A 24,790-nucleotide genomic window follows, 5' to 3' on the forward strand; every position below is an offset into this window, starting at 1 on the left:
GTCAGGCCCCCTTTTTGCGGGTTTCGTGGATCAGGAAGGCGACGGCCCCGGGCAGCTTCAGCGCCTCGGCCGCGGCGACCTTCTCGTCGGTGTAGTAGCCCGCCTCGTGCAGGCAGTTCAGCGTGCCCACGACCTGCCCGTCGATGGTCACGGGCACGTTCATGCAGCTCTCGCAGCCGAGCGACTGGATCAGCTCGTAGTCGGGGAAGACCGCCGCGATCTCGTCGATGGAATTGGCCACGAACGTCTTGTGCTGGCCCTCGACGATGTCCGACCAGCGATCCTTGTTCAGCGGCTTCTCGCCGGAGACGGGATAGGCGTCGGGCATGTTGGTGAAGTTGCGGCGGACGACCTCGTTCTCGCGGTCGATGATCATCGTGGTGAAGAGCTTGGCACCCACCGTCTCCTGCACCAGCCGCGCCAGCGCCTCGAAGCTTGCATCCGGCTGGCCCTTCGCCGCCATCGCTTCGGTAAATTCCATTATTGCTCTCCTGCGAGTGTGTTTCTCAATTGCAGTTCGTCCTCGTCCACGACCGGCACCGCCCCGATCAGGGACCGCGTGTAGGGGTGCTCGGGGGCGGTGAAGATCCGGGCGGTCTCGCCGGTCTCGACGAGCTCGCCCGACTTGAAGACCGCGACCCGGTCGGCGACGTTGCGCACCACGGCGAGGTCGTGGGTGATGAAGACGTAGGTCAGCCGCTTCTCGGCGCGCAGCTCGTTGAGCAGCCGCAGCACCCGCGCCTGCACCAGCACGTCGAGCGCCGAGGTCGGCTCGTCGAGCACCAGCAGCTCCGGATCGCACGCCAGCGCCCGCGCGATGCCGACCCGCTGGCGCTGCCCGCCCGACAGCCCCGAGGGCCCGCGCCGCCGCATCTCGCCGGGCAGGCCGACCTCCTCGAGCGCCGCCTCGACCCGCGCCCACCGCTCGGACCGGGCGCCGATGCCGTAGGTGTCGAGCCCGAGCCGCACCGAGGCGCCGATGCTGCGCTTGGGGTTCAGCGACGACAGCGGGTTCTGCTGCACCAGCTGGATCGCGCGGCGGTGCTCGGGCCCGCGCCGGACCGGCAGCTCCCGACCGTCGAAGCGGATCGTCCCGCTGGTGGCGGCGAGGATGCCGAGGATCATGTTGGCCAGCGTGGTCTTGCCCGACCCGCTCTCGCCCACCACCGCGAGGCACTCGCCGCGCTCGACCGACAGCGACACGTCGCGCAGCGCGTGGACCGGGCCGCTCGGGGTCTGGAAGGTCTTGGACAGGCTCTCGACGCTCAACAGGCTCATGCCGCCCCTCCCGTGTGGCGCACCATCGGCGCGAGGAAGTCGTCGCTGACCTCCGGCACCTCGGGCAGCCCCGCGCCGGTGATCCGCGGCACCGCCGACATCAGCGCGCGGGTGTAGGCGTGGCCGGGGTTGTCGAAGAGCGCCCGCGTCGGCCCCTCCTCCACGATCCGGCCGCGGTAGATGACGTAGACCCGGTCGGCGAACTCGCGCACCACGCCGAGGTTGTGCGAGATGAACAGCACCGCGGTGCCGTGCCGCTCGACCAGGTCGTGCATCAGCCGCAGCGTCAGCGCCTGCACCGACACGTCGAGCGCGGTGCCGGGCTCGTCGGCGAGCAGCAGCTTGGGGTGGTTGACCAGCGCCATGGCGATCATCACCCGCTGGTTCATGCCGCCCGAAAGCTGGAACGGATAGGCCGACAGCACCCGCGCCGGGTCGGGGATCGACACCTCCGCCAGCATCTCGCTCGCCCGCCGGTCGCAGGCCTCCCGGCTCATCTCGGGCTGGCGGCGGCGCATGACCTCGGCGAATTGCCGGCCGATGGTGAAGGTCGGGTTCAGCGACGAGGTCGGATCCTGGAAGATCATCGACATCTCGGTCCCGCGCAGCTTCGCGCGCTGCCGGGCCGGCATGGTCGAGATGTCCCGCCCGTCGAACTCCACCGCCCCCGAGACCCGCGCCGCGCGCGCCTCCTGCAGCAGGCCGAGGATGATCCGCGCGGTGACCGACTTGCCCGAGCCGCTCTCGCCGACCAGCGCCACCCGCTCGCCGGCGGCGATGGCGAGGTCGATGCCGTGCAGCACCTCGGTGATCCCGCGCAGCCCCTTGAAGCCGAGCCGCAGGTCGCGGATGTCCAGCAGAGCGCTCATTCGTCCACCCCCAGCACTTCGCGCAGGCCGTCGCCCAGCAGGTTGAAGCCGAACACCGCCAGCAGGATCGCGAGGCCCGGGAACACCGTCATCCACCAGCTGTCGGGCAGGTAGCGCGCCCCCTCGGCCACCATCGAGCCGAGGTCCGGCGTCGGCGGCTGCACCCCGAGCCCGAGGAACGACAGCGACGAGGCGATGATGATGACGAAGCCCATGTCGAGCGTCATCTTGGTGATGATCGCCGGCAGGCAGTTGGGCAGCACCTCGCGGAAGGCAATGTGGGCGGTCGGCGCGCCGATCACCTCGGCGGCGAGCACGTAGCCCTCCTCGCGCTCGGAGCGGGCGATGGAATAGACCAGCCGCGCGTACCAGGGCCACCACATCACGGTGACGGCGATCATCGCGTTGGTCAGCGTCGGCTCGAGCACCCCGAGCACCGCGATCGCCAGCACCAGCGGCGGGATCGACAGGAACACGTCGACGAGCCGCATCAGCACCGATTCCGTCCAGCCGCCGAGGTAGCCCGCCAGCAGCCCCACCACGGTCCCGACCGGCGCGGCGATGATCAGCACCACGATGCCGAGCCCGAGGCTGATCCGGTAGGCGTAGAGGATGCGCGAGAAGATGTCCCGGCCCACGAGGTCGGTGCCCATCCAGTTGCGCGCGCTCGGCCCCTGGTTGGCGTAGGCGAAGTCGATCACCGCGGTGTTGTGGGTCGGAAACGGCGCCACCCACGGCGCGAAGATCGCGGCGGCGACGATCAGCAGCACCAGCAGCAGACCGGCGAGCGACATCGGGTTGGAGGCGATGATGCGCAGGGCCCGGGTCATGTCGCTCCCCTCGTGGAATGGCGGATACGCGTGTTGAGGAAGGCGATCAGCAGATCGACGATGATGTTCACCACCAGGAAGGTCAGCGCGATGATCAGGACGGTGCCCATGATCGCGTTCAGGTCCTTGCGCAGGATCACCGCCACGCCGTAGCGCGACAGCCCCGGCCAGGCGAAGACGGCCTCCACCAGGAAGGCGTTGCCGAGCATCGCCGCGAAATCGAGGCCGATGATCGTCAGCGACGGGATCAGCGAGGGCTTGAAGGCGTAGCGGCGGGCGATCCGCGACGGGAAGAAGCCGTAGGCCTCGGCCATCTCGATGTAGGGCTTATCGTAGGTCTCGACCATGTTGGCCCGCGTCAGCCGCGCCGCCTGCCCGATCCCCGACAGCGCCAGCGCCACGGCCGGCAGCACCAGGTGGTGCAGCGCGTCGAGGAACGCGCCGAAGTTGCCCGCGATCAGCGTGTCGACGGTCAGGAAGCCGGTCACGCGGGTGATGTCGTAGGCGCTGTCGAGCCGCCCGGCGACGGGGAACAGCGGCAGGTAGAAGGCGAAGAGCAGCATCAGGATCACCGCCCACACGAAGCTCGGCGCCGACACCGTCAGCAGGGTCAGCACCCGCACCACGTGGTCGGGCCAGCGCCCCCGGTGGCGCGCGGCGAGGATACCGAGCGGCAGCCCGAACCCGACCATCAGGATGCCGGCGAAGATCACCAGCTCGAGCGTGGCGGGCAGGAACTCGGCGATGTCGGTGGTGACGGGGCGGTTGGTGTAGAGCGAGGTGCCGAGATCGCCGCGCAGCACGTCCGCGACGAAATGGCCGTATTGCGCCACGATCGGCTCGTCCAGGTGCATCTCGGTGCGGATCATCACCACCTGCTCGGCGGTCGCGTTCGGCCCCAGCGCGATGCGCGCCGGATCGCCGGGAATGATGCGGGCGATGGCGAAGATCAGCATCGAGACCCCGATCAGAACGATCACGGAGATACCGAGCCGTCTCAGCAGGATGCGCAGGACAGAGGACATGGGAGGATCCCGGATTGGTGATGTCGGGGGTCCGGGCCCGCAGGGAGGAACGGGCCCGGACCGGTGGAGGTGGCCGAGCTTACTCGGTCATCTCCATGAGCCGGAAGCTGAAGCCCATCCCGTCGACGCCGAACGCCATGTCGGGGTCGGACAGCGCCGGGGCGTTGACCCGGTTGGACGCGGCGAAGACCGACTGCCGGTCGTAGCCGTAGATCGTGGGCGCCAGCTCCATCAGCCGGTCGTTCAGGTCGCTGTAGGCCGCCTCGCGCTCCGCCTCTCCCGGCCCGCGCCGGCCCGCCTCGAGGGCGGCGTCGACGTCCGCGTCATCGAGGTATTCCGGCGACTGCCAGGTCCCCGGCGTCGAGGAATGGTACATGCCGTAGAGCAGCGTGTCCGGGTCGCCGGTGACGGCGTTGACGAAGATCTGGCTGATATGCGGCGTGTTCTCCGGGCTGGCGACCCGCTCGGTGAACAGCGCCCAGGGCAGCGTCTCGATCGTCGAGGAGATCCCCAGCTCGGCGAAGTTCGCCTGCATCAGCAACGCGAAGCGCTCCTCGAGCGGCACCTCGGCGATCCAGCTGATCTCGAGGTTCCAGTCCTCCGGCGGCGTCGGGCAATCGGCGAGGTATTCCCGCGCCGCGTCGAGATCGCGCGTCAGCACCTCCTCGGCCGGGTTCGCGCCGAACATACCGACCGGGATCGCCCCGGTGGAGGCCGAGCCCGACGACACCTCGTCGGTGATCGCCACCATCCGCAGCGCCGTGTCGTAGTCGAAGGCGTGTGCCAGCGCCTGGCGGCAATTGACGTCGTCGAGCGGCGCGCGGGCGGTGTTCATCTTGATGTAGAACGCCCCGGTCCCGCTCTCGGTGAAGAGCTGCGCGCCGTCCTCGGCAAGCGCCCGGATCACCTCCGGCGGCAGCCACTGGCTGGCGATGTCATGCTCGCCCTGGGCCAGCAGCGTGCGCACCGTGGCGGCCTCCAGCGAGTAGCGCAGCCGCACCTCGTCGGGCGCCGCCTCGTTGATGTCGAGGAAGTAGCCGTCGTTGACCGCCATCACGGTCTCGTCCTGCGGATTGTGCGACGTGACGGTGTAGGCCCCCGTCCCCGCGCCGGTGCCGGACAGGAACGCCTCGCCCCAAGGATCGTCCTCGGTCGCGTTCTCCTCGACCAGCGCCTTGTCGACGATGGGCAGGCGGATCAGCGAGGCCACGAAGGGCGCGTAGGGCTCCTCGAGCTCGAAGCGCACGGTGCGCTCGTCGACCGCCTCGGCGGTGACGCCGCCGAACAGGTGCGACAGGCCCTGCCCCAGCGTCTGCATCCGCTCGAGCGAATAGACCACGTCCTCGGCCCGCAGCGGATTGCCCGACTGGAAGCTGACGTCGTCGCGCAGCGTGAAGGTGTAGGTCGCGCCGTCGACCTCCCAGCTCTCCGCCAGGTGCGGGTCGTGGCCGGGCTCGCCCTGCTTGGGCAGCACGAGCGTGTCGTAGACGTTGAACATCAGGATGCTGTCGGCGTAGTCCGACGCTTTCGCGGGGTCGAGCTCGCCCACGGCGACCTCGTCGAGCCGCAGCACGCTCTGCGCGAAGGCCGGGCTGGTCAGCGCGGTGGCCGCCGCGAGGGCGGCCCCGGCCAGCAGGTGGCGGTTGGTCATGTCACTTCACTCCTGTTGATGGCGTTTGGCTGGCCCTCGTTGACCGGGGCGCTTTCGTGAATGGGTCCGGGCGCGTCACCGAAGATGTCCATGGTGCCGCACCACAGGAACGAGGCCGTCCTGTCGGTGTCGTTCCAGGTCGAGTGCACGCGGGTGCTGTCAAAGTGCACCGAATCGCCGGAGCGCAGGACGTCGATCGTCCCCTCGATCTCCACCGTCACCTCGCCGGCGAGCACGAAGAACATCTCCTCCCCCCGGTGGCTGATCGGCTCGCCCCGGTGGCCGGGCGGCTCGTGGACGATAACCGAGTAGAGCTGCGAGCCCCGGAACGACGACGAGATCCGCTCGTAGCTCATGTCGGAGGCGGCCAGCGCGAACACCTCGCGCATCGCCTGCCGCGTCGTCTCGCTGCCCCGCTTCGGGCGATCGAGAAACTCCGGGATCGAGGCCCCGAGCACCTCCGCGATCGTCGCCAGGGACGACAGCGACGGCGCCGTCAGCCCGCGCTCGATCTGGCTGATGAACCCGACCGACAGGCCCGCCTCGTCCGCGACCGTCTGCATCGACAGCCCCAGCTCCTTGCGCCGCGCCCGCAGGGCTGTTCCGAGCGTGCCGGCGTCCGGGGATTTGGCTTCCGTTTTTACCATGACTAAAAACCTGAAGCGAACCGGCCCCTCCCGTCAAGGACTTTTTAGCCCTGCTAAAAATTTTCAGAGATTGCCGCCACTTCGCCTCCGGGCTGCATGGCGACCTCCCGCACGGGTCGCCGGAGACGCAATCTTGCGCCCTAGCTCGTCACCTCCACATGGCTCACCGACGGATCCGCCACCCGCACGCCCGCCAGCAGGCGGCTCTGCAGGTGCGTCGCCACGTAGGAGGCATGGAACGACGACGGCGCCAGCAGCGTCAGCCGCCCGCCGTCGCGCCCCACTTCCGTCAGCAGGTGGAACCATGCCCCGTAGGTCGCCGCGTCCTCGCGGTGCAGCACCGCCTGCGCCGCGCCCCAGGTGCCGGCGGCCGCGCCCCCTGCCCCCGGTTCGGGCGCGCGGAACGGCACCACGTTGCCCGCCTCCGGCGCCGTCTCGCCCGGCGCGAGCCGGTCGACGAAGTCCGTCCCGATGTTGGCCCAGACGGGCCGCGTGTCGATCAGGATGCGCTCGAGGTCGAGCCCGTGCACCGAGACCCGCCCCCGCGCCCCCTGCCGCTTCAGCACCAGCCAGCCGAGGCCCCGCAGGCGGGCCATCTCGCGCTTCACCGTGCGCTCGTCGACGCACCAGAGCCGCGCGATCTCCGCCTGCCCCATCGACAGCTCGTCGCGTTGCCAGTTGTAGCGCGTGGTGATGAGGGAGGTCAGCCGCAGGATCAGCCGTTGGCGCGACTTGTCGCCCGAGAGCGCGAACGCCATGAGTGCCGAGAGGATGTCGTACTTGCGAGACGCCGCCTCGCGCCCCACAGGCCTCAGAACCTGCATCACCGTCTCCTGCCCGCCCGCCGTTGCCGGCGTGTTGCTGCCTCGCGGCCGACCTGTCCGGCGCTTTCGCAACGCTCTTCGTCAACCTGACGTCATTTGCGTCCGCTTCTTCGATTCTGTCAAGCAGACTCGCCGCGCGCGGCCCGACCCTCCCCTGATCCAGGATCGAAGATCGGTATCTATGGTGATGGGGGACATCCTGTCTGTCCCCCAATCCTGCGGAAATGTCCCCCAATCGGCAGCGGGGGGCAACCTGCTGTCCCCCTAAATCTGCGCCTCGCCTCTACCCGTCGCCGCCGCTGCCGATTCGCGCCGCGACCCCGCGCAAGACGCTGTATACCTTCCCCGCGGGGAAGATCCGGCCACAGGATATTCCCCCTTTCCCAAATCTCCAAATTCGGCGTAGTTTGCGACCCGAGCAGATTTAACGTCCCGAAAAGAGGCAGGCCCGGATGTACACCCACGAGGACCTCGCGCAGCTGCAGGCGAAGTCGCTGAAGATGCAGAGCTGGATCCGCCAGCAGACCTTCAGCCCCGAGAACAACAAGACGCTCCGGCGCTTCTCCTCCTGGGAGGTGGCCGAGCTGATCTTCCGCATCAACCAGTCCACCTTCCGCGGCCGCCTCGCCGCCGAGCCGAACCTTCCCGGCGGGGAAGTCGAGCCAGACGGCCGGCAGCGCTGGTTCTCCCTCGAGGAGATCAACGAGCTGCGCCGGCGCATGAAGGTTAACCGCAGGAGCCTGCTGCCGCCCCGCCCCAAGGACAAGCGCGCCTTCCGCTGCGCCATCGCCAACTTCAAGGGCGGCGCCGGCAAGTCGACCGTGGCCCTGCACTTCGCCCACGCCGCCGCGCTCGACGGCTACCGGGTGCTCCTCGTCGACTTCGACCCGCAGGCCACGCTGTCGCACTCGATGGGCCTGACCGACACCGTCGAGGACTACACCGTCTGGGGCATCATGGCGCGCGACCTGATCCGCGAGACCGACCGGATGAACGCCGACACCCCCAGGGCCGCCGCGAGCGGGACCGCCCTGCCCCACCGCACGATCCCGTCGTCGATCCGCGACCTCGGCCTCGACCGGCTGCGCCACGGCGACTTCATCAAGAAGACCGCCTGGTCCACGATCGACATCGTCCCCTCCTGCGCCAACGCCGCCTTCGTCGAGTTCGCCTCCGCCCAGTACCGCCACCTCAATCCCGAATGGTCGTTCTTCGCCGCCGTCTCCCGCTACCTCGACCAGCTCGGCGACGACGATTACGACCTCATCCTCTTCGATTGCCCGCCCGCCATCGGCTACCAGTCGATGAACGCGGTCTTCGCCGCCGACATGCTCTACATCCCGTCGGGCCCGGGCTATTGGGAGTACGACAGCACCACGAGCTTCATCGGCCAGCTCTCCGAGGCGCTCGAGGATCTCGGCCACGGATTCGAAGGCACCTTCCCCGCGGGGAAGATCGCCCTGCCCAAGGCCTTCACCGACATCCGCTTCCTGATGACCCGCTACGAGCCCGGCAACGACCTGCACCGCGCGATGCTGGAAGCCTTTCGCAAGGTTTTCGGGGAACACTTGGCGGAGCACCCCGTCGAGATGACCCGCGCTGTCGAGCAGTCGGGCCGGTTCCTGAGCTCGGTCTACGAGATCGACTACCGCGAGATGACCCGGGAGACATGGCGGCGCGCGCGGGCGAGCTTCGACCGCGCCTACGACGAGTTCCGCGGCCGCGTCGTGACGGCGTGGGACGAGATATGACAGCGCGGCTAGAGGCGGACCTTCCCCGCGGGGAAGGTCGCAACAAGGAGGAGAGGGCGCATGGCTAAGAAGCGCAGGATGTTCGACATCGAGCTGCCCGAGGACGACGCACCCGCGGCCGCACCGGAAACCAAGGCAGCGGAGCCGACCTTCCCCGCGGGGAAGGTCTCCGAGCGGCGCGGCCCGATGGCCTCCGCGATCACCGAAGCCAGCACCGCCGCGCGCGAGCGCCAGGAGGTGGAGGCGAAGATCCGCGCCGAGAACGACGCGCTCGCTCACGAGCTCGTCCGGCTGAAGAAGCTCGGCCTCGTGGTCGAGACGGTCCCGCTCGACGCGATCCACAGCCGCAAGCTGGTTCGCGACCGCAGCGCCGGACTGGATTACGACCTCAGGGAGCTCAAGGTCTCCATCGCCGAGATCGGCCTGTCCAACCCGATCCGGCTCGAGCGGGCCGGAGACGGCTACGAGCTGATCCAGGGCTACCGCCGCCTTTCCGCCTACCGCGAGCTGTTGGAGGAGACGGGCGAGGAGCGCTTCGCCGCCATTCCCGCCGCCGTCGCCGAGCCGGGGGAGGGGGCCGAGACGCTCTACCGCCGGATGGTCGACGAGAACCTCGTGCGCAAGGACATCTCCTTCGGCGAGATGGCCCAGCTCGCGCTCGACTACGCCGCGGATCCGGCCACCGCCTGCGACGATCCGCACGAGGCCGTGGCCCAGCTCTACAAGTCCGCCGGCTACCAGAAGCGCAGCTACATCCGCAACTTCCTCCCCATCGTCGAGCGGCTCGGCAAGCACCTCAAGTACCTGCCCGACCTGCCGCGCTCGCTGGGGCTGGAGCTGGCCAGGAAGATGGAAGAGGTCGAAGGCATCGACGCCCGCATCCAGGCCGAGCTGCAGGACTGGGAGACGCGCTCGGTCAAGGACGAGCTCACCGTCCTGCGCCGCATCGTCGAGCAGGGCAGGGGGGTCGCCCCCGCCCCGGCGCCGGACGCCTCCAAGCCGAGCAAGGCGCGCACCAGCTTCCAGTTCGACCACCCCGCCGGGAGGGCGCGCTGCACCGCCTCCAACGGCCGCCTCGAAGTGCGCCTCGAGCGCGACTTCTCCACCATCGACCGCCGCAAGCTGGAGGCGGCGGTGCAGAAGCTGCTGGACGGTCTGGGATAAAGTGGTGCAACTTTAAGTAGTGCGGGTAAGCCGGGCTGAAGCCCGGCCTACGGGCCGTGAGCGCGTCGACGTAAGCCGGGCTTCAGCCCGGCACCCCCTCCACCAGCGCCGCCAGCGTCGCGGCGATCTTCTCCGGCACCTCCAGCGGCGACAGGTGCCGCACGCCGGGCAGCACCTCGTAGGTCGCGCCGGGGATGGCGCGGGCGAGGTCCTTCGCCATCGGGATCGGCGTCGCGTAATCCTCCTCGCCGACCACCACGGCGGCGGGCACCGAAACCCCCGGCAGCGCGTCGCGCAGGTCGGCGCGGCCGAGCATGCGGCAGGTCTCGAGGTAGGCGTCGGGATCGTTGGCGGTGAACACCGCGACCGTCTCCTCGACGAGGCCCGGATTGGCCTCGCGGAAGTGGTCTGAGAACCACCGGGTCTTCTGGAAGCCCGTCAGCGCCGCCAGCCCCTCGGCCCGCGCCTTCTGGCCCCGGCCCTCCCAGTCCGCCGGCGCCGTCTCGCCGTACCACGCCGTCGTGTCGAACAGCCCCAGCGCCCGCGTCCGCGCGCCGTGGCGGGCGCAGAAGGCCTGCGCCACGCAGCCGCCCATCGACGCGCCGCCGATCACCGCCGCGTCCCAGCCCGCGTCGTCGAGCACCGCGGCGAGGTCGTCGGCGAACTGCTCGACGGCATAGGGCCCGGCCGGCTTGCCCGACGCCCCGTGGCCCCGGCAATCGAGCGCCAGCACCTCCCAGTCGTCGCCGAGCGCCGCCGCCGTCGCCTCCCAGAATTCCGCCCGCATCGCCAGCGAGTGCACCAGCGCGACCCGGTGCTTCGCCGCGCCGCCGCGCCAGATCACGTAGCGCAGGGCGGTGCCGTCGGGGGCGGTGGCTTGGTGTTCGCTCTTCATGTCAGCCTCACGACAATTCGACCATCGGCTGGCCAATGTATTCCTGGCGCACCCGCACGTCGAGCACCACGGCCGCGCCCTCCGCCACCCGGTCGAGCGCGGCGGCCAGCGCGGCGGGCAGGTCGGCGAGGTCGGTGACGGGCTCGGGCGCCTCGAGGCCGAGCCCGCGCGCGAGGCCGGCGAGGTCGGGCTCGGGGCCCTGCATCCGCTGGCCGATCGGCGCGTTCTCCTCGGGCCGGCCACGGCGGCGGGCGACCTTTATCTGGTGGTCCTCGTCGTTGTAGTACGAGTGGTTGTTGGCGATCAGGAACAGCACCGGCAGCCTGAGCGTCGCCGCGTTCCAGATCGCGGTGAGGCCCATCGTGTAGTCGCCGTCGCCGAGGATCGCCACGGCGCGCCGCTCCGAGCCGATCTCGCGCAGCCCGAGCGCCGCGCCGACGGCGATGCTGGTGCCCGCCCCCAGTCCGCCGCCGCCGGTATGGCCGAGGAAGCCGAGCGGGTGGTCGATCTCGTTGGCGTTGACCGGCCAGCCGAGCGGACGGCCGGTGATGGCGATCTCGCGCCCCTTGCTGGCATGGTGGAAGGCGCGCGCGAGGTCCATCAGCCCGATCTCGCCGGAGCCCGTCACCTCCGGCACGTCCCAGCCCGTCAGCGCCTCGCGCGCCGGCCCGGCCTCGAGGCCGTCGAGCAGGGCGCGCACGGCGGTGGCGGAGACGGTCGGGATGGTGACGTCGGCCGCCGGCAGCCCGCCGTAATCCATGTTCCAGCCGCGGTGGATGTGGAAATCGTTGGAGATGTGGATGATCGGCGGCCGCTCGGTGCCGGGCGGGAAGGCGAGCTTGATCGTGTTGCCCGCGTCGAGCCAGTCGAGCATGACGATGGCGTCGGCGTTCCGGATCGCGTCGAGCACCGGGCCCTTGAGCCGCCAGCCCGTCTCGCCGACGAAGGCCGGGTGGGTTGTCGGAAAGCCCGCCGGCAGCTTCATGTGCGCCGTGGTGCGCGCGCCGATGGCCTCGGCAAGGCGGATGCGGTCGGTCCACTCCGCCTCGCTGCGGCTGCCGCGGCCGCAGAAGATGAACGGCCGCTCGGCGCCCTTCAGGATGTCGAGCGCCGCCTGCAGCGCCGCCTTGGGCGGTTCGGCGTCGTCGGGGGTGGGGTAGTGCGAGACGTCGCCGAGGTCGGGGCGCTCGGCGAGCTCCGCCTCCTGGATGCTGACGTCGAGGTTGACGTAGACCGGGCCGGAGGGGCGGGTGTTGGTGAGCATGACGCCCCGGCGGATCGATTCCACCGCCGCCTCGGGCGAGCCGGGCTGGTCGTCCCACTTGGTGTAGCCGCGCACGATGTCGGCCTGGTCGACGGTGGTGTGGATCCACTCGATCCAGGGCCGCCGCTTGGCCGCGTCGATGGGGCCGGTGGCGCCGATCACGAGCATCGGGGTGCGGTCGCACCAGGCGTTGAAGATGCCCATGGAGGCATGCATCAGCCCGACGTTGGAATGGACGGCGACGGCGAGCGCGGTGTCGGTGATCTTGGCGTAGCCCTGCGCGATCCCGACGGCGTGCTCCTCGTGCATGCAGGTGATGATCTCGGGGGTCTCGTTGCCGAGATGGTTGACGAGCGAATCGTGCAGCCCCCGGTAGCTCGCGCCGGGATTGAGGCAGATGTAGGGGAAGTCCTGCTCGCGCAGGGCCTCGGCGATGAGGTCGCTGCCGTAGAGCGTCTCGCCCGCGGCGGCGGTCTCGGCGGGTCGGTCGGGCGTCGGTTTGTCCACGGGGCTCTCCAATGTCAGCGGGTCAAATCAGGCGTTCGGTCAGCTTGCGCAGGTCCGGGAAGGCGTCGCCGAGCAGCGATTGCGGCCAGGGCGTGTGCAGCATCTCGTGGAACAGGAAGTAGATGCCGCCGAGGAACGGGATCAGGATCAGCACCGCGTGGAGCGGGCGGACCTTGCCCTCGATCATCATGTAGCAGAGCGCGAACAGCGCGATGGCCGGCAGCATCCCCACGAGCTTGACCCCGACGACGAGCGCGCCGAGCCACAGCGCCTGTTTCGCCACGGCGGGCAGCGGCTCGCTGGCGTCGGTGCGCAGCGGGGGGATCTTGCCCATGGCGCGGAACACGAAGAACCCGGCCGCCGCGATGAGGCCGCCGACGGCGACGGCCTGCGGCAGCATCCGGGCCGGGGCGGGCCAGCCGGCGGAGCTGACGTAGACGTAGATCATCAGCGCGACGACGGCGGCCCACAGGACGAGGTCGGAGACCAGCTCGGAGCCGCGGGCGTGGACGACGGCCGGCTGCGCGCCGTTGCCCGCCGGGGTGGCGGCGGCGGCCTGCTGGCGGCTGCTCCAGGAGGGCAGGAAGCGCACGACGAGGGGGCGCAGCAGCAGGAAGGCGATCATCAGCATCACCACTGCGGGCAGGGGCTGGAGCATCCAGCCGAAGCCGTAGCGCAGCTGCGAGATGAACAGGTAGTTCTCGACCAGCCCGCCCAGCACGAAGGCCAGGATCAGCGGCGGGCGCGGCCAGTTGAGCCGCTTCATCACCCAGCCCAGCAGGCCGAAGCCGACGAGGACGAGCAGGTCGGCGTAGTCCTTCGCGCCCTGGTAGGCGCCGATGACCATGATGCCGAACACCAGCGGCACGAGCAGCCCCGCGCGCACCATCGCGACCTTGGCGAACTGCCCGGCGAGGCCGAAGCAGATGCCGGCGCCGAGGATGTTGGCGAGGGCGACGGTCCAGATCAGGGTGAAGGTGACGTCGAGCTGCGCGTCGAGCATGTTGGGCCCGGGGGCGATGCCGTGGATCAGGAACGCGCCGAGCAGGATCGCCATCGAGGCCGAGCCCGGCACGCCGAAGGCGAGGGTGGGCACGAGCGCGCCGCCTTCCTTGGCGTTGTTGGCGCTCTCGGCGGCGATGACGCCGCGCACGTCGCCCTTGCCGAAGGTCTCGCGGGCCTCGGGGATGGAGCGGGCGGCGTAGCCGTAGGAGATCCAGTCGATCACGTTGGCGCCGAGGCCGGGGATCGAGCCGAGGAAGGTGCCGATGCTGGCGCAGCGCAGCACCAGCCACCAGTTGCGCACCGCGTCGCGCGCCCCCGCGAGCTGGTCCCAGGCCGACATCTTGCGGCCGTCGCGCGCGATGGTGCGCTTGGAGGCGCCGAGGTCGATCATCTCGGGCACCGCGAACAGGCCGAGCGCGACCGGGACGAGGCTGAGCCCGTCCCAGAGGTAGAACGAGCCGAAGGTCCAGCGCATCTCGCCGGTCTGGGGCTCGTCGCCGATGGTGGCGAGCAGCAGGCCGATGGCCGTCGCCACGAGGCCCTTGAACAGCGCGCCGTGACTGAGCGACACGACGAGGGTCAGGCCGAGCAGGCAGATCGCGAGCAGCTCGGGGGTGCCAATGGCCATGATGAACGGGCGCAGGATCGGGATCGACATCGCCAGCACGACCGCGCCGAACAGCCCGCCGCAGACCGAGGCGGTGAACGCCGCCCCGTAGGCCCGCCCGGCCTCGCCCTTCTTGGCCATCGGGTGTCCGTCGAGCACGGTGGCGGCGGAGCCGGTGGTGCCGGGGACGCCGAACAGGACGGCGGGGATGGTGTCGGAGGTGGTGGTGACGGACTGCACGCCGACGAGGAAGGCGAGGGCGGTGTAGGGGTCCATCGAGAAGGTGAACGGCAACAGCAAGGCCAGCCCGACGAGGCCGCCGATCCCGGGGATCACGCCGATCATCAGCCCGAGCACCGTGCCGAGCGCGACGAAGACGAGCCGCGCCGGATCGGCGATGATGAGCAGGGCTTCCAGAGCCGCTTCGATCAATCGAGTCCCTCCCTCGAAGCAAAGCCGGACAGCTGCCTCCCAACATCCATCGGGCCGGTTGCAATTTCGTATAATGTATGACAGTAATACTTACAACCGATTTTGTCGTGCGGATACGGCACGCTGGAGATCGGTTCCGGCCGCCGGGCAGGAGGATGCCTCTCGCGGTCCATCGAAATGGGAGGATCAAGATGAATCTTGGAAACATTTGCCGCTCCGTCGCGCTCGGCGCCGTTGCGGCGGCGGTGGCCTGGATGCCGCAGGACGTGGCGGCGCAGTCGCTCGAGGAGGTCTACGAGGGCGAGACGCTGACGATCATGGTCGGCCACCCGCCCGGCGGCTCCTACGACCTCTACGCGCAGCTCGCGGCGGAGTTCATGGGCGAGCACATCCCCGGCAACCCGAACGTCATCGTGCAGCACATGCCCGGCGGCGGCGGGCGCAAGGGCGCGGCATTCTTCCTCAACAACACCGAGCCGGACGGGCTGACCGTGGGCATCTTCCCCGACAGCCTCGGCCACATCCAGCACCTGCGCCCCGAGGCGGCGAACTGGGACGCCTCCGAGTTCCGCTACATCGGGCGGTTCTCCACGGCCAACGCCGCCTTCGCGGTGCGCGCCGACAAGGTGTCGAGCGCCGAGGAGATGCGCGACACCGAGGTGATCGTCGCCTGCACCGGCCGCAACGCGCGCTCCGCGCAGCAGGCGGCGGCGCTGAAGAACGCCGCTGGGCTGAACCTGCGGCTGATCTGCGGCTACGATGGCTCGCAGGCCACGGTGCTCGCGGCGCTGCGCGGCGAGGCCGACATGCTGTCGCAGAACTGGGCGTCGTTCGCGTCCGACCCCGCCGACCTCGGCGACGGGACGCTGCACATCGTCGTGCAGACCGGCCTCGAGCGCGACCCGGACCTGCAGGACGTGCCGCTGATGCAGGAGCTGACGGACGATCCCGACGACCAGGCGGTGCTGCGCTATCTCGGGGCCTCGGCACCGATCGGGCGCTCGATGATGGTTCATCCCGACACCGAGGAGTACATCGTCGAGGGCCTGCGCGAGGCGTTCCAGGCGATGATCACCGACGAGGACTTCCTCGCCGCCGCCGAGCAGCGCTCGGCGATCATCAACCCCGCCACCGGCGAGGAGATGGAAGAGGTCATGGCCGAGATCATGGGCGCGAGCGACGAGCTGCTCGAGAACGTGCGGGCGGCCATCGACACGTCCAGCGCCGAAGAGGCCCAGTGACCCGGGCCGGCCGGCGGGACGTCCGCCGGCCGGTCGACTGTCGAGCAGGAAGACACGAGCGCCGCCCGGTCATCCGAGGCGGCGCCTCAGCAACCGCGAGGGACGGATGACGAGCGAGCGCAGGACCAAGGCCCCCATCGATCTGCAGGATCACCTGGCACGGCTGGAAGAGCGGGGCCTGCTGACGCGGATCGCGTGCCCCATCGACAAGGACAGCGAGCTGCACCCGCTCGCGCGCTGGCAGTTCCAGGGCGGGATCCCGGCCGAGGACCGCAAGGCGTTCCTGTTCACCGACGTCACCGACGGCAAGGGCAACAGGTACGACATCCCCGTCACCGTGGGCGCACTGGCGGCGAACCCGGAGATCTACGCCGCCGGGCTCGGGGTGCCGGTCGACGAGATCGGGGCGGTGTGGGTGAAGGCGATGCAGGCGCCGATCCCGCCGGAGGTGGTGACGGAGGCGCCGTGCCAGGAGGTCGTGATGACCGGCGAGGAGCTGACCCGCGAGGGCGGCGGCCTGGCGGCGCTGCCGGTTCCGATCTCGACGCCCGGCTTCGACGCCGCGCCCTACCTGACGGCGACGCTGGTGGTGACGAAGGACCCCGAGAACGGCATCCGCAACATGGGCACCTACCGGGGCCAGCTGAAGGCGCGCGATCGGCTCGGCGTGCGCATGGCGAGCCGGCTCGGCGGGGCAGGGGGCTACCAGCACTGGCTGAAGTACAAGGCGCGCGGCGAGAAGATGCCCGTCGCCATCGTCATCGGCTGCGCCCCGGCGGTGCTGTTCACGGGGCCGCAGAAGCTGCCCATCGACCAGGACGAAATGGCCGTCGCCGGCGGCCTGATCGGCGCGCCGGTGCGGACGGTGAAATGCAGGACCGTGGATCTCGAGGTGCCGGCCGACGCGGAAATCGTGATCGAGGGCGAGGTGGCCGTCGACTATCTCGAGCCGGAGGGGCCGTTCGGGGAGAGCCACGGCCACGTGGCGCTCGAGGATTTCAACATGTCGATGCAGGTGACGGCGATCACCATGAAGGCGAAGCCGGTCTTCGTCTCCATCGTCAGCCAGGTCACGCCGAGCGAGAGCTCGACGCTCAAGAAGGTCGCCTACGAGCCGCTCTACTTCGAGCACCTGAAGACGGTGCTCAACGTGAAGGGCATCAAGCGGGTGGTCATGCACGAGCCGCTGACCAACATCCGCAAGGTCATCTTCCTGCAGTTCGACCGCTCCGCCCCGCAGACCGAGGTCTGGCGCGGGTTGCAGGGGGCGGCGGCGCTGCAGGCGCAGTGCGGCAAGGTGGTGATCGCGGTGTCCGAGGACATCGAGCCGAACAACGCCGACGCGATCTTCTGGTCCATCGCCTACCGCGCCAACCTGTCGACGGACCTGCATGTCACGCCCTACCGCTCGGGCGGGCACGGGCCGAAATTGGGGCGCGGCAGTGCCGACTCGACGCTGATGATCGACGCGACGCTGAAGGCCGACATGCCGCCGCTGGCGCTGCCGCGCGAGAAGTACATGAGCCGCGCGCGCCAGATTTGGGAGGAGCTGCAGCTGCCGCGCCTGACGCCGCAGCCGCCGTGGCACGGCTACGAGCTGGGCGACTGGTCGGAGCAGTGGAGCGACTACGCCGACCGCGCGGTGGCTGGCGATTGGGAGGCCAACGGTCTAGTGACCGAGGCGCGCCAGCGCGGCGGGATGAAGCCCGAGACGCCGACGCGCGATATCGAGGACTGACGTAGAGAGTGAGGCGGTGGCGATGGCGGGCGAGGGCAGGCGCGGCTTGGCGAACATGGGCTTCGCGCTCGCCCTCGGCGCGGTGGCCGGGCTGCTGTTCAACTGGGCGACGCTGCCGCTGCCGTGGATGCTGGGGCCGATGATCGCCAACACGCTGGCGGCGGTCGTTCGGCTGCCGGTCGCCTCGCCGGGGCGGGCGAGGCCCTACGTGGTCGCGGTGATCGGGGTGATGCTGGGGGCGGGCTTCTCGCCGGACATCGTCGACCAGATCGGGCTGTGGGCGCTGTCGTTCCTGTTCCTCGCCGTCTACATCGCCGTCAGCGGGGCGGTCGTCATTCCCTACTACCGCAAGGTCGGCGGGTTCGATCTGCCGACGGCCTACTTCGCCGGGATGCCCGGCGGGCTGAACGAGATGATGATCGTGGGCAAGGAGATGGGCGGCGACGAGCGTGCCATCGTGCTCGCCCATGCCAGCCGGATCGTCGTCGTGGTGGCGCTGGTGGCGGTGTGGTTCCGGCTGATCCAGGGGGTCGACCTGACCGACCGCTCGCAGTTCGGCACGCCGTTCGCCGACATTCCCGCGCACGAGCTGCTGGTGCTGCTGGTGGCGGGGGTGGTCGGGTTCTACCTCGGCAAGCTGCTGCGGCTGCCGGCGCCGATGCTGCTGGGGCCGATGATCGTGAGCGCGGCGGTGCACCTGGCGGGGCTGACCGACAGCCCGCCGCCGCAGGAGCTGGTGATCGTCGCGCAGGTGTTCCTCGGCACGATCATCGGCTGCCGCTTCATCGGCGCCGCGCCGCGCGCCATCGGCCGGGCGATCGGGCTGAGCATCGGGGCGACGGTGCTGATGCTGGTGGTGACCTTCGTGTTCGCGGGGGCGTTCCACGGGCTGTTCGGGCAGACGCTGGAGCAGGTGCTGCTGGCCTACTCGCCGGGGGGGCTGGCGGAGATGAGCCTCGTGGCATTGGCGATGAACGCCGATATCGCCTACGTTGCCAGTCACCACCTGTTCAGGATCAGCATCATCGTGCTGATGGCGCCGCTGCTGTTCGGGGTGCTGCGACGGCGGGGCCGGGGGGCGGGAGAATGAGACGGACGGGAGGGCAGTGCGGATGTCGGAGGATATGAAGGCCGTGCGGCTGGCCCCCATCCAGTTCCAGGCGGCGCCGCTGCGGGCGAAGATCATCGAGTCGATGCGGCGGGCGATCGAGCGGGGCAACCTGCAACCGGGCGACCGGCTCGTGGAGAAGGACCTGTGCGAGCAACTCGGGGTGAGCCGGACTTCGCTGCGCGAGGCGCTGCGCGAGCTGGAGGCGGAGGGGATCGTCGCGCAGCTCGGGGCGCGGGGGCTGACGGTGGTGAAGATCTCGCGCCGGGACGCCGAGAACATCTACCGCATCCGCGCCGACATCGAGGCGCTGATCTTCGAGCAGTTCCTCGGGCTCGCCGACGCGGCCGCGCTGAGCCAGGCGGACGCGCTCTGCGAGAACATCATCGCCGCCTACAAGGGCGGCGACTTCGTCGCGATCGTGGACGCCAAGCGGGCGTTCTACGAGTTCGTCTGCGGCGTGGCCAACAACCGGATCGCGCACGAGCTGCTCAACCGGCTGACCCTGCGCACCGCGCAGCTGCGCAGCAAGTCGGTGGTGCGCGAGGAGCGGCAGAACCAGTCGATCGAGGAGATCCGGGCGTTGAAGCGGGCGCTGCTGGCGCGCGACGTGGACGCGGCGCGCGAGGCCGCGCGCAGCCACGTGGGCAACGCGGCGAAGTCGGCGCTGCCGTTCGTGGAGGACACGCCGGATGACGGCTGACGCGGAGCTCTGGGAGTTCGCGCTGAAGGTCTACGGCACGGAGGGCGTGGCGGCGGCGTGCCTGGAGCTGCAGGACCGGTTCGGCGCCGACGTGCCGGTGGTGCTGGCGGTGCTCTGGGCGGCGCGGCGGGGCGTGGCGGTGGACGCCGACGCGATGGCGGCGCTCGAGGCCGCGGCCGGGCCGTGGCGGGCGGAGATGGTCGTGCCGCTGCGGGCGCTGCGGCGGCGGCTGAAGGCGGGGCCGGACCCGGCGCCGTCGGCCGAAACGGAAGCACTGCGCGGCGAGATCAAGCGCGCCGAGCTGCACGCGGAGAAGATCGAGTTGCGGGTGCTGGCCGGCTGGATCGCCGGGGCCGGGGCGGGGCAGGCGGAGGTCCGCGCGAACCTCGGGGCCGCGCTGGCGCATTATGCCGGCGGCCAGGACGTGCCCGAGGAGCTAACAGCACCGCTCGTCGCGGCGGCCGAGGCGGCCTGAGTCAGGCCAGCAGCGTCAGGCGGCCGGGATTGGCGACCGCCCGCGCGGTGCCGACGGCGCAGAGATGCGCGCGGAAGGCGGCGCTGGCGTGCATGTCGGACATCATGCCGTCGGGATCGACCGCGAGGCCGTCGAGCGCGCCCGGCTCGAAGCGCGCGGCGAGCGCCTCCTCGGCCTCGTGCCAGCGGAACACGCCATCGCTGCCCGCGCCGGTGATGGCGACGCGGACGTCGCCGCCGAAGCGGGCGACGAAGCTGGCGGCGAGGGCGTAGCGCGAGGCCGGGTTGCGCATCTTGGCGTAGCCGGCGCTGTCGGGGACCGGGAAGGCGATGCGGGTGACGATCTCGCCCTCGTCGAGCGCGGTGGTGAACATGCCGGCGAAGAAGTCGTCGGCGTCGATCTCGCGCTCAGAGGTGTGGATCGTCGCGCCGAGGCCGAGGACGGCGGAGGGGTAGTCGGCGGCCGGGTCGTTGTTGGCGACGGAGCCGCCCATGGTGCCACGATGGCGGACCTGCGGATCGCCGATGGAGCCGGCGAGCGCGGCGAGGGCGGGGATCGCCTCCTGCACCACGGGCGAGGCGGCGACGCCGGCGTGGGTCTCGGCGGCGCCGATCACGAGGCGGTCGCCGTCGCGGGCGATGCCGCGCAGTTCGGGGATCGCGGTGAGGTGCACCAGCCGATCGGGCGCGGCGAGGCGGTTCTTCATCGTCGGCAGCAGCGAGTGGCCGCCCGAGACGTAGGCGGCGTCGTCGGCGTCGCGGAAGGCGGCGCGGGCGTCGTCGAGGGTGCGGGCGCGGTGGTAGGCGAAATCGTACATCATCGCTCTACTCCGCCGCGATCCTGGTCTGCTGCGCGGCGTCGAGCACGGCCTTGACGATGTTGTGGTAGCCCGTGCAGCGGCAGAGGTTGCCCTCGAGCTGGTGGCGCACGAGCGCCTCGTCGATGTCGGGCCCGTGGCGCTCGAGGATGTTGACGGCGGCCATGATCATGCCGGGCGTGCAGAAGCCGCACTGGAGCGCGTGGTGCTTGCAGAAGGCCGCCTGCACCGGGTGCAGCTCGTCGCCCTCGGCGAGGCCCTCGATGGTGCGCACCTCCGACCCCTCGGCCATGACGGCGAGCACGGTGCAGCTCTTCACGGCCTTGCCGTCGAGGATGACGGTGCAGGCGCCGCACTGGGAGGTGTCGCAGCCGACATGGGTGCCGGTCAGGCCGAGCGCCTCGCGCAGGAAGTCGACGAGCAGGGTGCGGTCCTCGACGGTCGCGCTCCGGTCGGTGCCGTTGACGTTGATGGTGACGTCGCTCATCCGCCGGTCTCCTTCCGGATCGCCTCGAGCAGGGACAGGTCGAGGTACTTGCGGTGGTCGGTCAGGGTCCGGCCGCCGAAGCCGTGGCGGCTGCGCAGGTCGAGCACGCAATCCATGCCGTCGGGCAGGATGTCGCCGCCGGGGGTGAGGCCGGATTTCGGGTCGAGCAGGCTGGCCATCACCGGACCGACGGCCTGCGGCTTGATCGCGGGCATGTGCTTTTGCAGGTGCGCCGCCGCCGCGTCGCGGTTGGCCGGGTCGCGGACCCAGGCGAGGCCGGCGAGGTAGCCGCGCATGTAGGCGGCGAGGGCGTCCTCGTGGTCCTGCCGGTAGCCGCGGTTGGCGGCCATGACGCCGCCCTGGTAGGCGGGCAGGATGTCGGTCGACTTCTGCAGCACGGTGAAGCCGGCGCGGGTGGCGAGCGTGGTGAAGGGCTCGATGGTCAGGGTGCCCGCATGCGCGCCCGCCTGCACCGACTGCCAGCGCTGGGGCGTCGCGCCGACGGCGACGTACTCGGTGTCGGCGCGCGACAGGCCGGCGCGCTGGAGCATCTCGGTCAGCACGAAGGCGAAGCCGGTGTCCTTGGCGTCGAGCGCGATGGTGCGGCCCCGGAGCTGGTCGAAGGTCTCGATGTCGGGGGCGACGATCAGGCTCAGTTCGAGCTGGGTGGCGCCCAGGGTGACGACGTAGGCGGGATCGACCCCCGGCCCGGCCGCGCCCTGGCCCTCGGAATAGGCGACGACGTTGTCGAAGGCGGTCATCGCCACGTCGAAGGCGCCGGCGGCGACCTGCTCGGCCTGATAGATCGACGACGGCGTCAGCTCGATCTCGACGGCGACGGCCTCGGCGTCGAAGAGGCCCTCCTCGAGCGCCGCGAAGATCGGCAGGTTGGGGGCGCCGGGGAAGGCGATGACGCGGGTCTTCATGTGCGGGACTCCGTGGCTTGGGGAGCGGCGTGGAGCGCCTGCCACAGCCGCTCGGGCGTGACCGGCATGGAGATGTCGCGCACCCCGAGCGGGCGCAGCGCGTCGAGGACGGCGAGGGTCACGGTGGCGAGCGCCGGGGTGGTGCCGCCCTCGCCGCCGGCCTTCACGCCGAACGGGTTGGTGGGCGAGAGCACCTCGGAGATGCCGACGTCGTAGAAGGGGACGTTGTCGGCGCGGGGCATGCCGTAATCCATCAGCGAGCCGGCCAGCGGCTGGCCGGACTCGGCGTCGATCGGGCAGTTCTCCCACATCGCCTGGCCGACGCCCTGGGCGATGCCGCCGTGGCTCTGGCCGTGGACGATCATCGGGTTGATGCAGCGCCCGACGTCGTCGATGGAGGCGTAGCGGGTGATCTCGATCCGGCAGGTGTCCGGGTCGATCTCCACCTCGCAGATCGCGGTGCCGTTGGGGAAGACCGGGGCGTGCATCTCGTTGGTGCGCGCGGCGAAGAGGGGCGCGTCGGCGGTGGCGAGCTCGGCGAGGGTGACGGTCTGGTTGCTGTCGCGGTGGGAGAAGGCGCCGTCGGTGAAGTCGAGCTCCTCGGGCGGGAAGCCGAGCCGGTCGGCGGCGAGGGTGCGGGCCTTGCGCAGCAGGTCGGCGGAGGCCATCGCCATGACGGTGCCGGCGTGGCGCATGGAGCGACCCGAATGGGTGCCGCCACCGAGGCTGACCTTGTCGGTGTCGCCGAGCACGATGCGGACCCGCTCGACCGGGGTCTGGAGCATGTCGGCGACGACCTGGGCGAAGGAGGTCTCGTGGCCCTGGCCCGAGGGCTGGGTGCCGATGACGACCTCGACCTGCCCGCCGGGCGCGACGGTGATCTCGGCGCGCTCCTTCGGGGTGCCGATGGAGCTCTCGACGTAGTTCGCGAGCCCCACCCCGAGCCGCTTGCCGCGCGCCTCGGCGTCGGCGTGGCGGGCGGGGATGGCGTCCCACTCGAACAGCGCCATGGCGCGGTCCATGTTGGCCTCGTACTCGCCGCTGTCGTAGATCGAGCCCATCGCGGTGCGGTAGGGCATGTCGGTGGGCGCAACGAGGTTGCGGCGGCGCAGCTCGATCTTGTCGAGGCCCATCTCCTCGGCGGCGATGTCGACGAGGCGCTCGATGGCGTAGGTGACCTCGGGCCGGCCGGAGCTGCGGTAGGCCTGGGTGCACATGGTGTTGGTGAACACCGCGCGTGCGCGCAGGTGGGCGTGGGGGATGTGGTAGGAGCCGGTGATCAGGCCCGAGCCCTTCGACAGCGGCGACAGCGAGACGCAGCGCGCGCCGACGTTGGAGACGTTGTCGGCTTTCATGGCGAGGAAGCGGCCGTCGGCGTCGAGGGCGAGCTGGACGTGGGTGTTCAGGTCGCGGCCCTGGTAGTCGGTCAGGAACGACTCGGAGCGGGTGGCGGTGAACTTGACCGGGCGCTGCAGGCGGCGGGAGGCCCAGAGGACGAGGCCGAACTCGACGTAGACCCTGTTCCTCGCGCCGAAGTTGCCGCCGACATCGTGGGACAGCACGCGCAGGTCGGCCGGGTCGAGGCCGAGGGTCTCGGCGAGCTCGCGCTTCTGGCGCACCGCCCCGCCGCTGCCGGCGTAGAGGGTCGAGCGGCCGGTCTCGGGATCGTAATCGGCCAGCGCGGCGCGCGGCTCCATGGTGACGGCGGTGACGCGGTTGACGTGGAACTTCGCGCTGGCGACGTGGGCGGCCTCGGCGAAGGCGGCGTCGACGGCGGCCTCGTCGCCGAAGGCGCTGTCGACGAAGGCGTTGCCGGGGACCTCGTCCCAGACCTGCGGCGCGCCGGGCGCCATCGCGTCGAGGCTGTCGGCGACGTGGGGCAGCTCCTCCCAGTCGACCTCGACCAGCTCGGCGGCGTCCTCGGCGGCGGCGCGGCTCTCGGCGACGACCATCGCGACGGCCTCGCCGACGTGGCGGGCCTTGTCGACGGGCAGCAGCAGGTGGGGGCCGATGAAGGGCATCGCGCCATCGGGCGCGCGCAGCTTCACGTCGAAGCGGGTGGAGGGGACCGGGTTGTGCGGGATCGGGCCGAGGCCGTCATCGAGCGCGTCCTGCCCGGTGAGCACCGCGAGCACGCCCGGGGCCTCCTGCGCGGCCGCCGTGTCGATCGCGCGGATGCGGGCGTGCGGGTAGGGCGAGCGGACCATTGCGGCGTAGAGCTGGCCGGCGACGGAGAAGTCGTCGGTGAAGCGGCCCTTGCCGGTGACGAGGCGGCGATCCTCGCGGCGCTTCACCGGCTTGCCGATGCTGCGGAACATGTCGACCGGCAGCACGCCGATGCCGGAGGCCTCGGCGTCGTAGGCCCAGCCCTCGGGGAGCTCGGTGCAGGGGCCAGCGGCGGCGGGCGCGGCGTCCGCGTCTCTGTCTGTGCCGCTGTCGTGCTCGCTCATGCCTCGGGTGTCCGCGCGCTGATCCTATTGCCGTATGTAGTAATGTATGACAGTATGATTGGCAAGCGGTCGATTGCCGTCCGTTGCAGAATCCGC

Annotated in this window: 22 protein-coding genes; 7 read left to right on the plus strand and 15 right to left on the minus strand. The window is 70.5% G+C overall.

Annotated elements, in window-relative coordinates; translation table 11 throughout:
* Nucleotide 1: 1 nt before the first annotated feature.
* The 8 genes from OG2516_RS18350 to OG2516_RS18385 all read right to left on the minus strand — a co-directional run bounded on the left by OG2516_RS18350 (nucleotide 2) and on the right by OG2516_RS18385 (nucleotide 7,124).
* The gene (locus tag OG2516_RS18350) at nucleotides 2-481 is read right to left on the minus strand and encodes a GAF domain-containing protein (protein ID WP_007257204.1); all 480 of its coding nucleotides are present in this window, start codon (nucleotides 479-481) and stop codon (nucleotides 2-4) included.
* Nucleotides 481-1,278, minus strand: a complete 798-nt coding sequence (locus OG2516_RS18355) for an ABC transporter ATP-binding protein (protein WP_007257205.1) — start codon at nucleotides 1,276-1,278, stop codon at nucleotides 481-483. Before OG2516_RS18355 ends, OG2516_RS18350 begins: the two co-directional genes overlap by 1 nt.
* A complete protein-coding gene (locus tag OG2516_RS18360; RefSeq protein ID WP_007257206.1) occupies nucleotides 1,275-2,147 on the minus strand; it encodes an ABC transporter ATP-binding protein in 873 nt (290 codons plus the stop codon). Before OG2516_RS18360 ends, OG2516_RS18355 begins: the two co-directional genes overlap by 4 nt.
* Nucleotides 2,144-2,977 (minus strand): ABC transporter permease, encoded by an 834-nt coding sequence (locus OG2516_RS18365; RefSeq protein ID WP_007257207.1) that lies wholly within the window; start codon nucleotides 2,975-2,977, stop codon nucleotides 2,144-2,146. Before OG2516_RS18365 ends, OG2516_RS18360 begins: the two co-directional genes overlap by 4 nt.
* Nucleotides 2,974-4,002 carry an ABC transporter permease gene (locus tag OG2516_RS18370; protein ID WP_007257208.1) on the minus strand — a complete coding sequence of 343 codons (1,029 nt, stop codon included), beginning with the start codon at nucleotides 4,000-4,002 and terminating at the stop codon, nucleotides 2,974-2,976. Before OG2516_RS18370 ends, OG2516_RS18365 begins: the two co-directional genes overlap by 4 nt.
* 79 nt (nucleotides 4,003-4,081) lie before the next feature.
* The gene (locus OG2516_RS18375) at nucleotides 4,082-5,653 is read right to left on the minus strand and encodes an ABC transporter substrate-binding protein (RefSeq protein WP_007257209.1); all 1,572 of its coding nucleotides are present in this window, start codon (nucleotides 5,651-5,653) and stop codon (nucleotides 4,082-4,084) included.
* Nucleotides 5,650-6,300 carry a helix-turn-helix domain-containing protein gene (locus OG2516_RS18380; protein WP_083788653.1) on the minus strand — a complete coding sequence of 217 codons (651 nt, stop codon included), beginning with the start codon at nucleotides 6,298-6,300 and terminating at the stop codon, nucleotides 5,650-5,652. The genes OG2516_RS18375 and OG2516_RS18380 overlap by 4 nt, the downstream gene beginning before the upstream one ends.
* Before the next feature lie 140 nt (nucleotides 6,301-6,440).
* Entirely contained in the window at nucleotides 6,441-7,124 is a 684-nt protein-coding gene (locus tag OG2516_RS18385; protein WP_040616414.1) for a hypothetical protein, read from the minus strand.
* 452 nt (nucleotides 7,125-7,576) lie between these two features.
* On the opposite strand from OG2516_RS18385, the gene OG2516_RS18390 reads away from it, so the two are divergent.
* Together OG2516_RS18390 and OG2516_RS18395 are read left to right on the plus strand one after the other, a co-directional pair.
* Nucleotides 7,577-8,875: an AAA family ATPase gene (locus OG2516_RS18390; protein ID WP_007257212.1), complete on the plus strand. Its 1,299-nt coding sequence runs from the start codon at nucleotides 7,577-7,579 to the stop codon at nucleotides 8,873-8,875.
* A gap of 60 nt (nucleotides 8,876-8,935) precedes the next feature.
* Nucleotides 8,936-10,039, plus strand: coding sequence for a ParB/RepB/Spo0J family partition protein (locus tag OG2516_RS18395; protein WP_040616415.1), 1,104 nt, complete (start codon nucleotides 8,936-8,938; stop codon nucleotides 10,037-10,039).
* Between the two features lie 82 nt (nucleotides 10,040-10,121).
* Here OG2516_RS18395 and OG2516_RS18400 read toward each other — a convergent pair whose 3' ends face one another.
* Genes OG2516_RS18400 through OG2516_RS18410 form a run of 3 tightly spaced genes read right to left on the minus strand, consistent with a single transcriptional unit; the run spans nucleotide 10,122 to nucleotide 14,749 of the window.
* Nucleotides 10,122-10,934 carry an alpha/beta fold hydrolase gene (locus OG2516_RS18400; protein WP_007257214.1) on the minus strand — a complete coding sequence of 271 codons (813 nt, stop codon included), beginning with the start codon at nucleotides 10,932-10,934 and terminating at the stop codon, nucleotides 10,122-10,124.
* A gap of 7 nt (nucleotides 10,935-10,941) precedes the next feature.
* Nucleotides 10,942-12,705 carry a thiamine pyrophosphate-binding protein gene (locus tag OG2516_RS18405; RefSeq protein ID WP_007257215.1) on the minus strand — a complete coding sequence of 588 codons (1,764 nt, stop codon included), beginning with the start codon at nucleotides 12,703-12,705 and terminating at the stop codon, nucleotides 10,942-10,944.
* 22 nt (nucleotides 12,706-12,727) lie between these two features.
* Nucleotides 12,728-14,749: a tripartite tricarboxylate transporter permease gene (locus tag OG2516_RS18410; RefSeq protein ID WP_007257216.1), complete on the minus strand. Its 2,022-nt coding sequence runs from the start codon at nucleotides 14,747-14,749 to the stop codon at nucleotides 12,728-12,730.
* Nucleotides 14,750-14,940: 191 nt separating this feature from the next.
* Between OG2516_RS18410 and OG2516_RS18415 the strand changes: the two genes are divergently transcribed.
* The 5 genes from OG2516_RS18415 to OG2516_RS18435 all read left to right on the plus strand — a co-directional run bounded on the left by OG2516_RS18415 (nucleotide 14,941) and on the right by OG2516_RS18435 (nucleotide 20,014).
* Nucleotides 14,941-15,990 carry a Bug family tripartite tricarboxylate transporter substrate binding protein gene (locus OG2516_RS18415; RefSeq protein WP_007257217.1) on the plus strand — a complete coding sequence of 350 codons (1,050 nt, stop codon included), beginning with the start codon at nucleotides 14,941-14,943 and terminating at the stop codon, nucleotides 15,988-15,990.
* Between the two features lie 106 nt (nucleotides 15,991-16,096).
* Nucleotides 16,097-17,728, plus strand: a complete 1,632-nt coding sequence (locus OG2516_RS18420; protein ID WP_007257218.1) for a UbiD family decarboxylase — start codon at nucleotides 16,097-16,099, stop codon at nucleotides 17,726-17,728.
* Between the two features lie 55 nt (nucleotides 17,729-17,783).
* On the plus strand, nucleotides 17,784-18,818 hold the full coding sequence (locus OG2516_RS18425) for an AbrB family transcriptional regulator (RefSeq protein ID WP_156799451.1): 1,035 nt from the start codon (nucleotides 17,784-17,786) through the stop codon (nucleotides 18,816-18,818).
* A 22-nt stretch (nucleotides 18,819-18,840) separates the two neighbouring features.
* A complete protein-coding gene (locus OG2516_RS18430) occupies nucleotides 18,841-19,539 on the plus strand; it encodes a GntR family transcriptional regulator (RefSeq protein WP_007257220.1) in 699 nt (232 codons plus the stop codon).
* Nucleotides 19,529-20,014 carry a TIGR02444 family protein gene (locus OG2516_RS18435; protein ID WP_007257221.1) on the plus strand — a complete coding sequence of 162 codons (486 nt, stop codon included), beginning with the start codon at nucleotides 19,529-19,531 and terminating at the stop codon, nucleotides 20,012-20,014. The genes OG2516_RS18430 and OG2516_RS18435 overlap by 11 nt, the downstream gene beginning before the upstream one ends.
* A gap of 1 nt (nucleotide 20,015) precedes the next feature.
* Here the strand turns inward: OG2516_RS18435 and OG2516_RS18440 are convergent, their stop codons facing one another.
* Genes OG2516_RS18440 through OG2516_RS18455 form a run of 4 tightly spaced genes read right to left on the minus strand, consistent with a single transcriptional unit; the run spans nucleotide 20,016 to nucleotide 24,694 of the window.
* Nucleotides 20,016-20,831, minus strand: a complete 816-nt coding sequence (locus OG2516_RS18440) for an FAD binding domain-containing protein (protein ID WP_040616441.1) — start codon at nucleotides 20,829-20,831, stop codon at nucleotides 20,016-20,018.
* A 7-nt stretch (nucleotides 20,832-20,838) separates the two neighbouring features.
* Complete coding sequence (locus OG2516_RS18445; protein WP_007257223.1) at nucleotides 20,839-21,318, minus strand: (2Fe-2S)-binding protein; 480 nt, start codon at nucleotides 21,316-21,318, stop codon at nucleotides 20,839-20,841.
* Nucleotides 21,315-22,244, minus strand: a complete 930-nt coding sequence (locus tag OG2516_RS18450; RefSeq protein WP_007257224.1) for an ABC transporter substrate-binding protein — start codon at nucleotides 22,242-22,244, stop codon at nucleotides 21,315-21,317. Before OG2516_RS18450 ends, OG2516_RS18445 begins: the two co-directional genes overlap by 4 nt.
* Nucleotides 22,241-24,694: a xanthine dehydrogenase family protein molybdopterin-binding subunit gene (locus OG2516_RS18455; RefSeq protein ID WP_007257225.1), complete on the minus strand. Its 2,454-nt coding sequence runs from the start codon at nucleotides 24,692-24,694 to the stop codon at nucleotides 22,241-22,243. Before OG2516_RS18455 ends, OG2516_RS18450 begins: the two co-directional genes overlap by 4 nt.
* Between the last annotated feature and the right edge of the window lie 96 nt (nucleotides 24,695-24,790).

Origin of the sequence: Oceanicola granulosus HTCC2516, assembly GCF_000153305.1 — a bacterium.
GTDB lineage: Bacteria > Pseudomonadota > Alphaproteobacteria > Rhodobacterales > Rhodobacteraceae > Oceanicola > Oceanicola granulosus.

Excerpts from the sequence above, each read along its gene's own strand:
- OG2516_RS18350 (WP_007257204.1), bottom strand. The coding sequence starts at position 481 with ATGGAATTTACCGAAGCGATGGCGGCGAAGGGCCAGCCGGATGCAAGC.
- OG2516_RS18355 (WP_007257205.1), bottom strand. The coding sequence starts at position 1,278 with ATGAGCCTGTTGAGCGTCGAGAGCCTGTCCAAGACCTTCCAGACCCCG.
- OG2516_RS18360 (WP_007257206.1), bottom strand. The coding sequence starts at position 2,147 with ATGAGCGCTCTGCTGGACATCCGCGACCTGCGGCTCGGCTTCAAGGGG.
- OG2516_RS18365 (WP_007257207.1), bottom strand. The coding sequence starts at position 2,977 with ATGACCCGGGCCCTGCGCATCATCGCCTCCAACCCGATGTCGCTCGCC.
- OG2516_RS18370 (WP_007257208.1), bottom strand. The coding sequence starts at position 4,002 with ATGTCCTCTGTCCTGCGCATCCTGCTGAGACGGCTCGGTATCTCCGTG.
- OG2516_RS18375 (WP_007257209.1), bottom strand. The coding sequence starts at position 5,653 with ATGACCAACCGCCACCTGCTGGCCGGGGCCGCCCTCGCGGCGGCCACC.
- OG2516_RS18380 (WP_083788653.1), bottom strand. The coding sequence starts at position 6,300 with ATGGTAAAAACGGAAGCCAAATCCCCGGACGCCGGCACGCTCGGAACA.
- OG2516_RS18385 (WP_040616414.1), bottom strand. The coding sequence starts at position 7,124 with ATGCAGGTTCTGAGGCCTGTGGGGCGCGAGGCGGCGTCTCGCAAGTAC.
- OG2516_RS18390 (WP_007257212.1), top strand. The coding sequence starts at position 7,577 with ATGTACACCCACGAGGACCTCGCGCAGCTGCAGGCGAAGTCGCTGAAG.
- OG2516_RS18395 (WP_040616415.1), top strand. The coding sequence starts at position 8,936 with ATGGCTAAGAAGCGCAGGATGTTCGACATCGAGCTGCCCGAGGACGAC.
- OG2516_RS18400 (WP_007257214.1), bottom strand. The coding sequence starts at position 10,934 with ATGAAGAGCGAACACCAAGCCACCGCCCCCGACGGCACCGCCCTGCGC.
- OG2516_RS18415 (WP_007257217.1), top strand. The coding sequence starts at position 14,941 with ATGAATCTTGGAAACATTTGCCGCTCCGTCGCGCTCGGCGCCGTTGCG.
- OG2516_RS18420 (WP_007257218.1), top strand. The coding sequence starts at position 16,097 with ATGACGAGCGAGCGCAGGACCAAGGCCCCCATCGATCTGCAGGATCAC.
- OG2516_RS18425 (WP_156799451.1), top strand. The coding sequence starts at position 17,784 with ATGGGCTTCGCGCTCGCCCTCGGCGCGGTGGCCGGGCTGCTGTTCAAC.
- OG2516_RS18430 (WP_007257220.1), top strand. The coding sequence starts at position 18,841 with ATGTCGGAGGATATGAAGGCCGTGCGGCTGGCCCCCATCCAGTTCCAG.
- OG2516_RS18435 (WP_007257221.1), top strand. The coding sequence starts at position 19,529 with ATGACGGCTGACGCGGAGCTCTGGGAGTTCGCGCTGAAGGTCTACGGC.
- OG2516_RS18440 (WP_040616441.1), bottom strand. The coding sequence starts at position 20,831 with ATGTACGATTTCGCCTACCACCGCGCCCGCACCCTCGACGACGCCCGC.
- OG2516_RS18445 (WP_007257223.1), bottom strand. The coding sequence starts at position 21,318 with ATGAGCGACGTCACCATCAACGTCAACGGCACCGACCGGAGCGCGACC.
- OG2516_RS18450 (WP_007257224.1), bottom strand. The coding sequence starts at position 22,244 with ATGAAGACCCGCGTCATCGCCTTCCCCGGCGCCCCCAACCTGCCGATC.
- OG2516_RS18455 (WP_007257225.1), bottom strand. The coding sequence starts at position 24,694 with ATGAGCGAGCACGACAGCGGCACAGACAGAGACGCGGACGCCGCGCCC.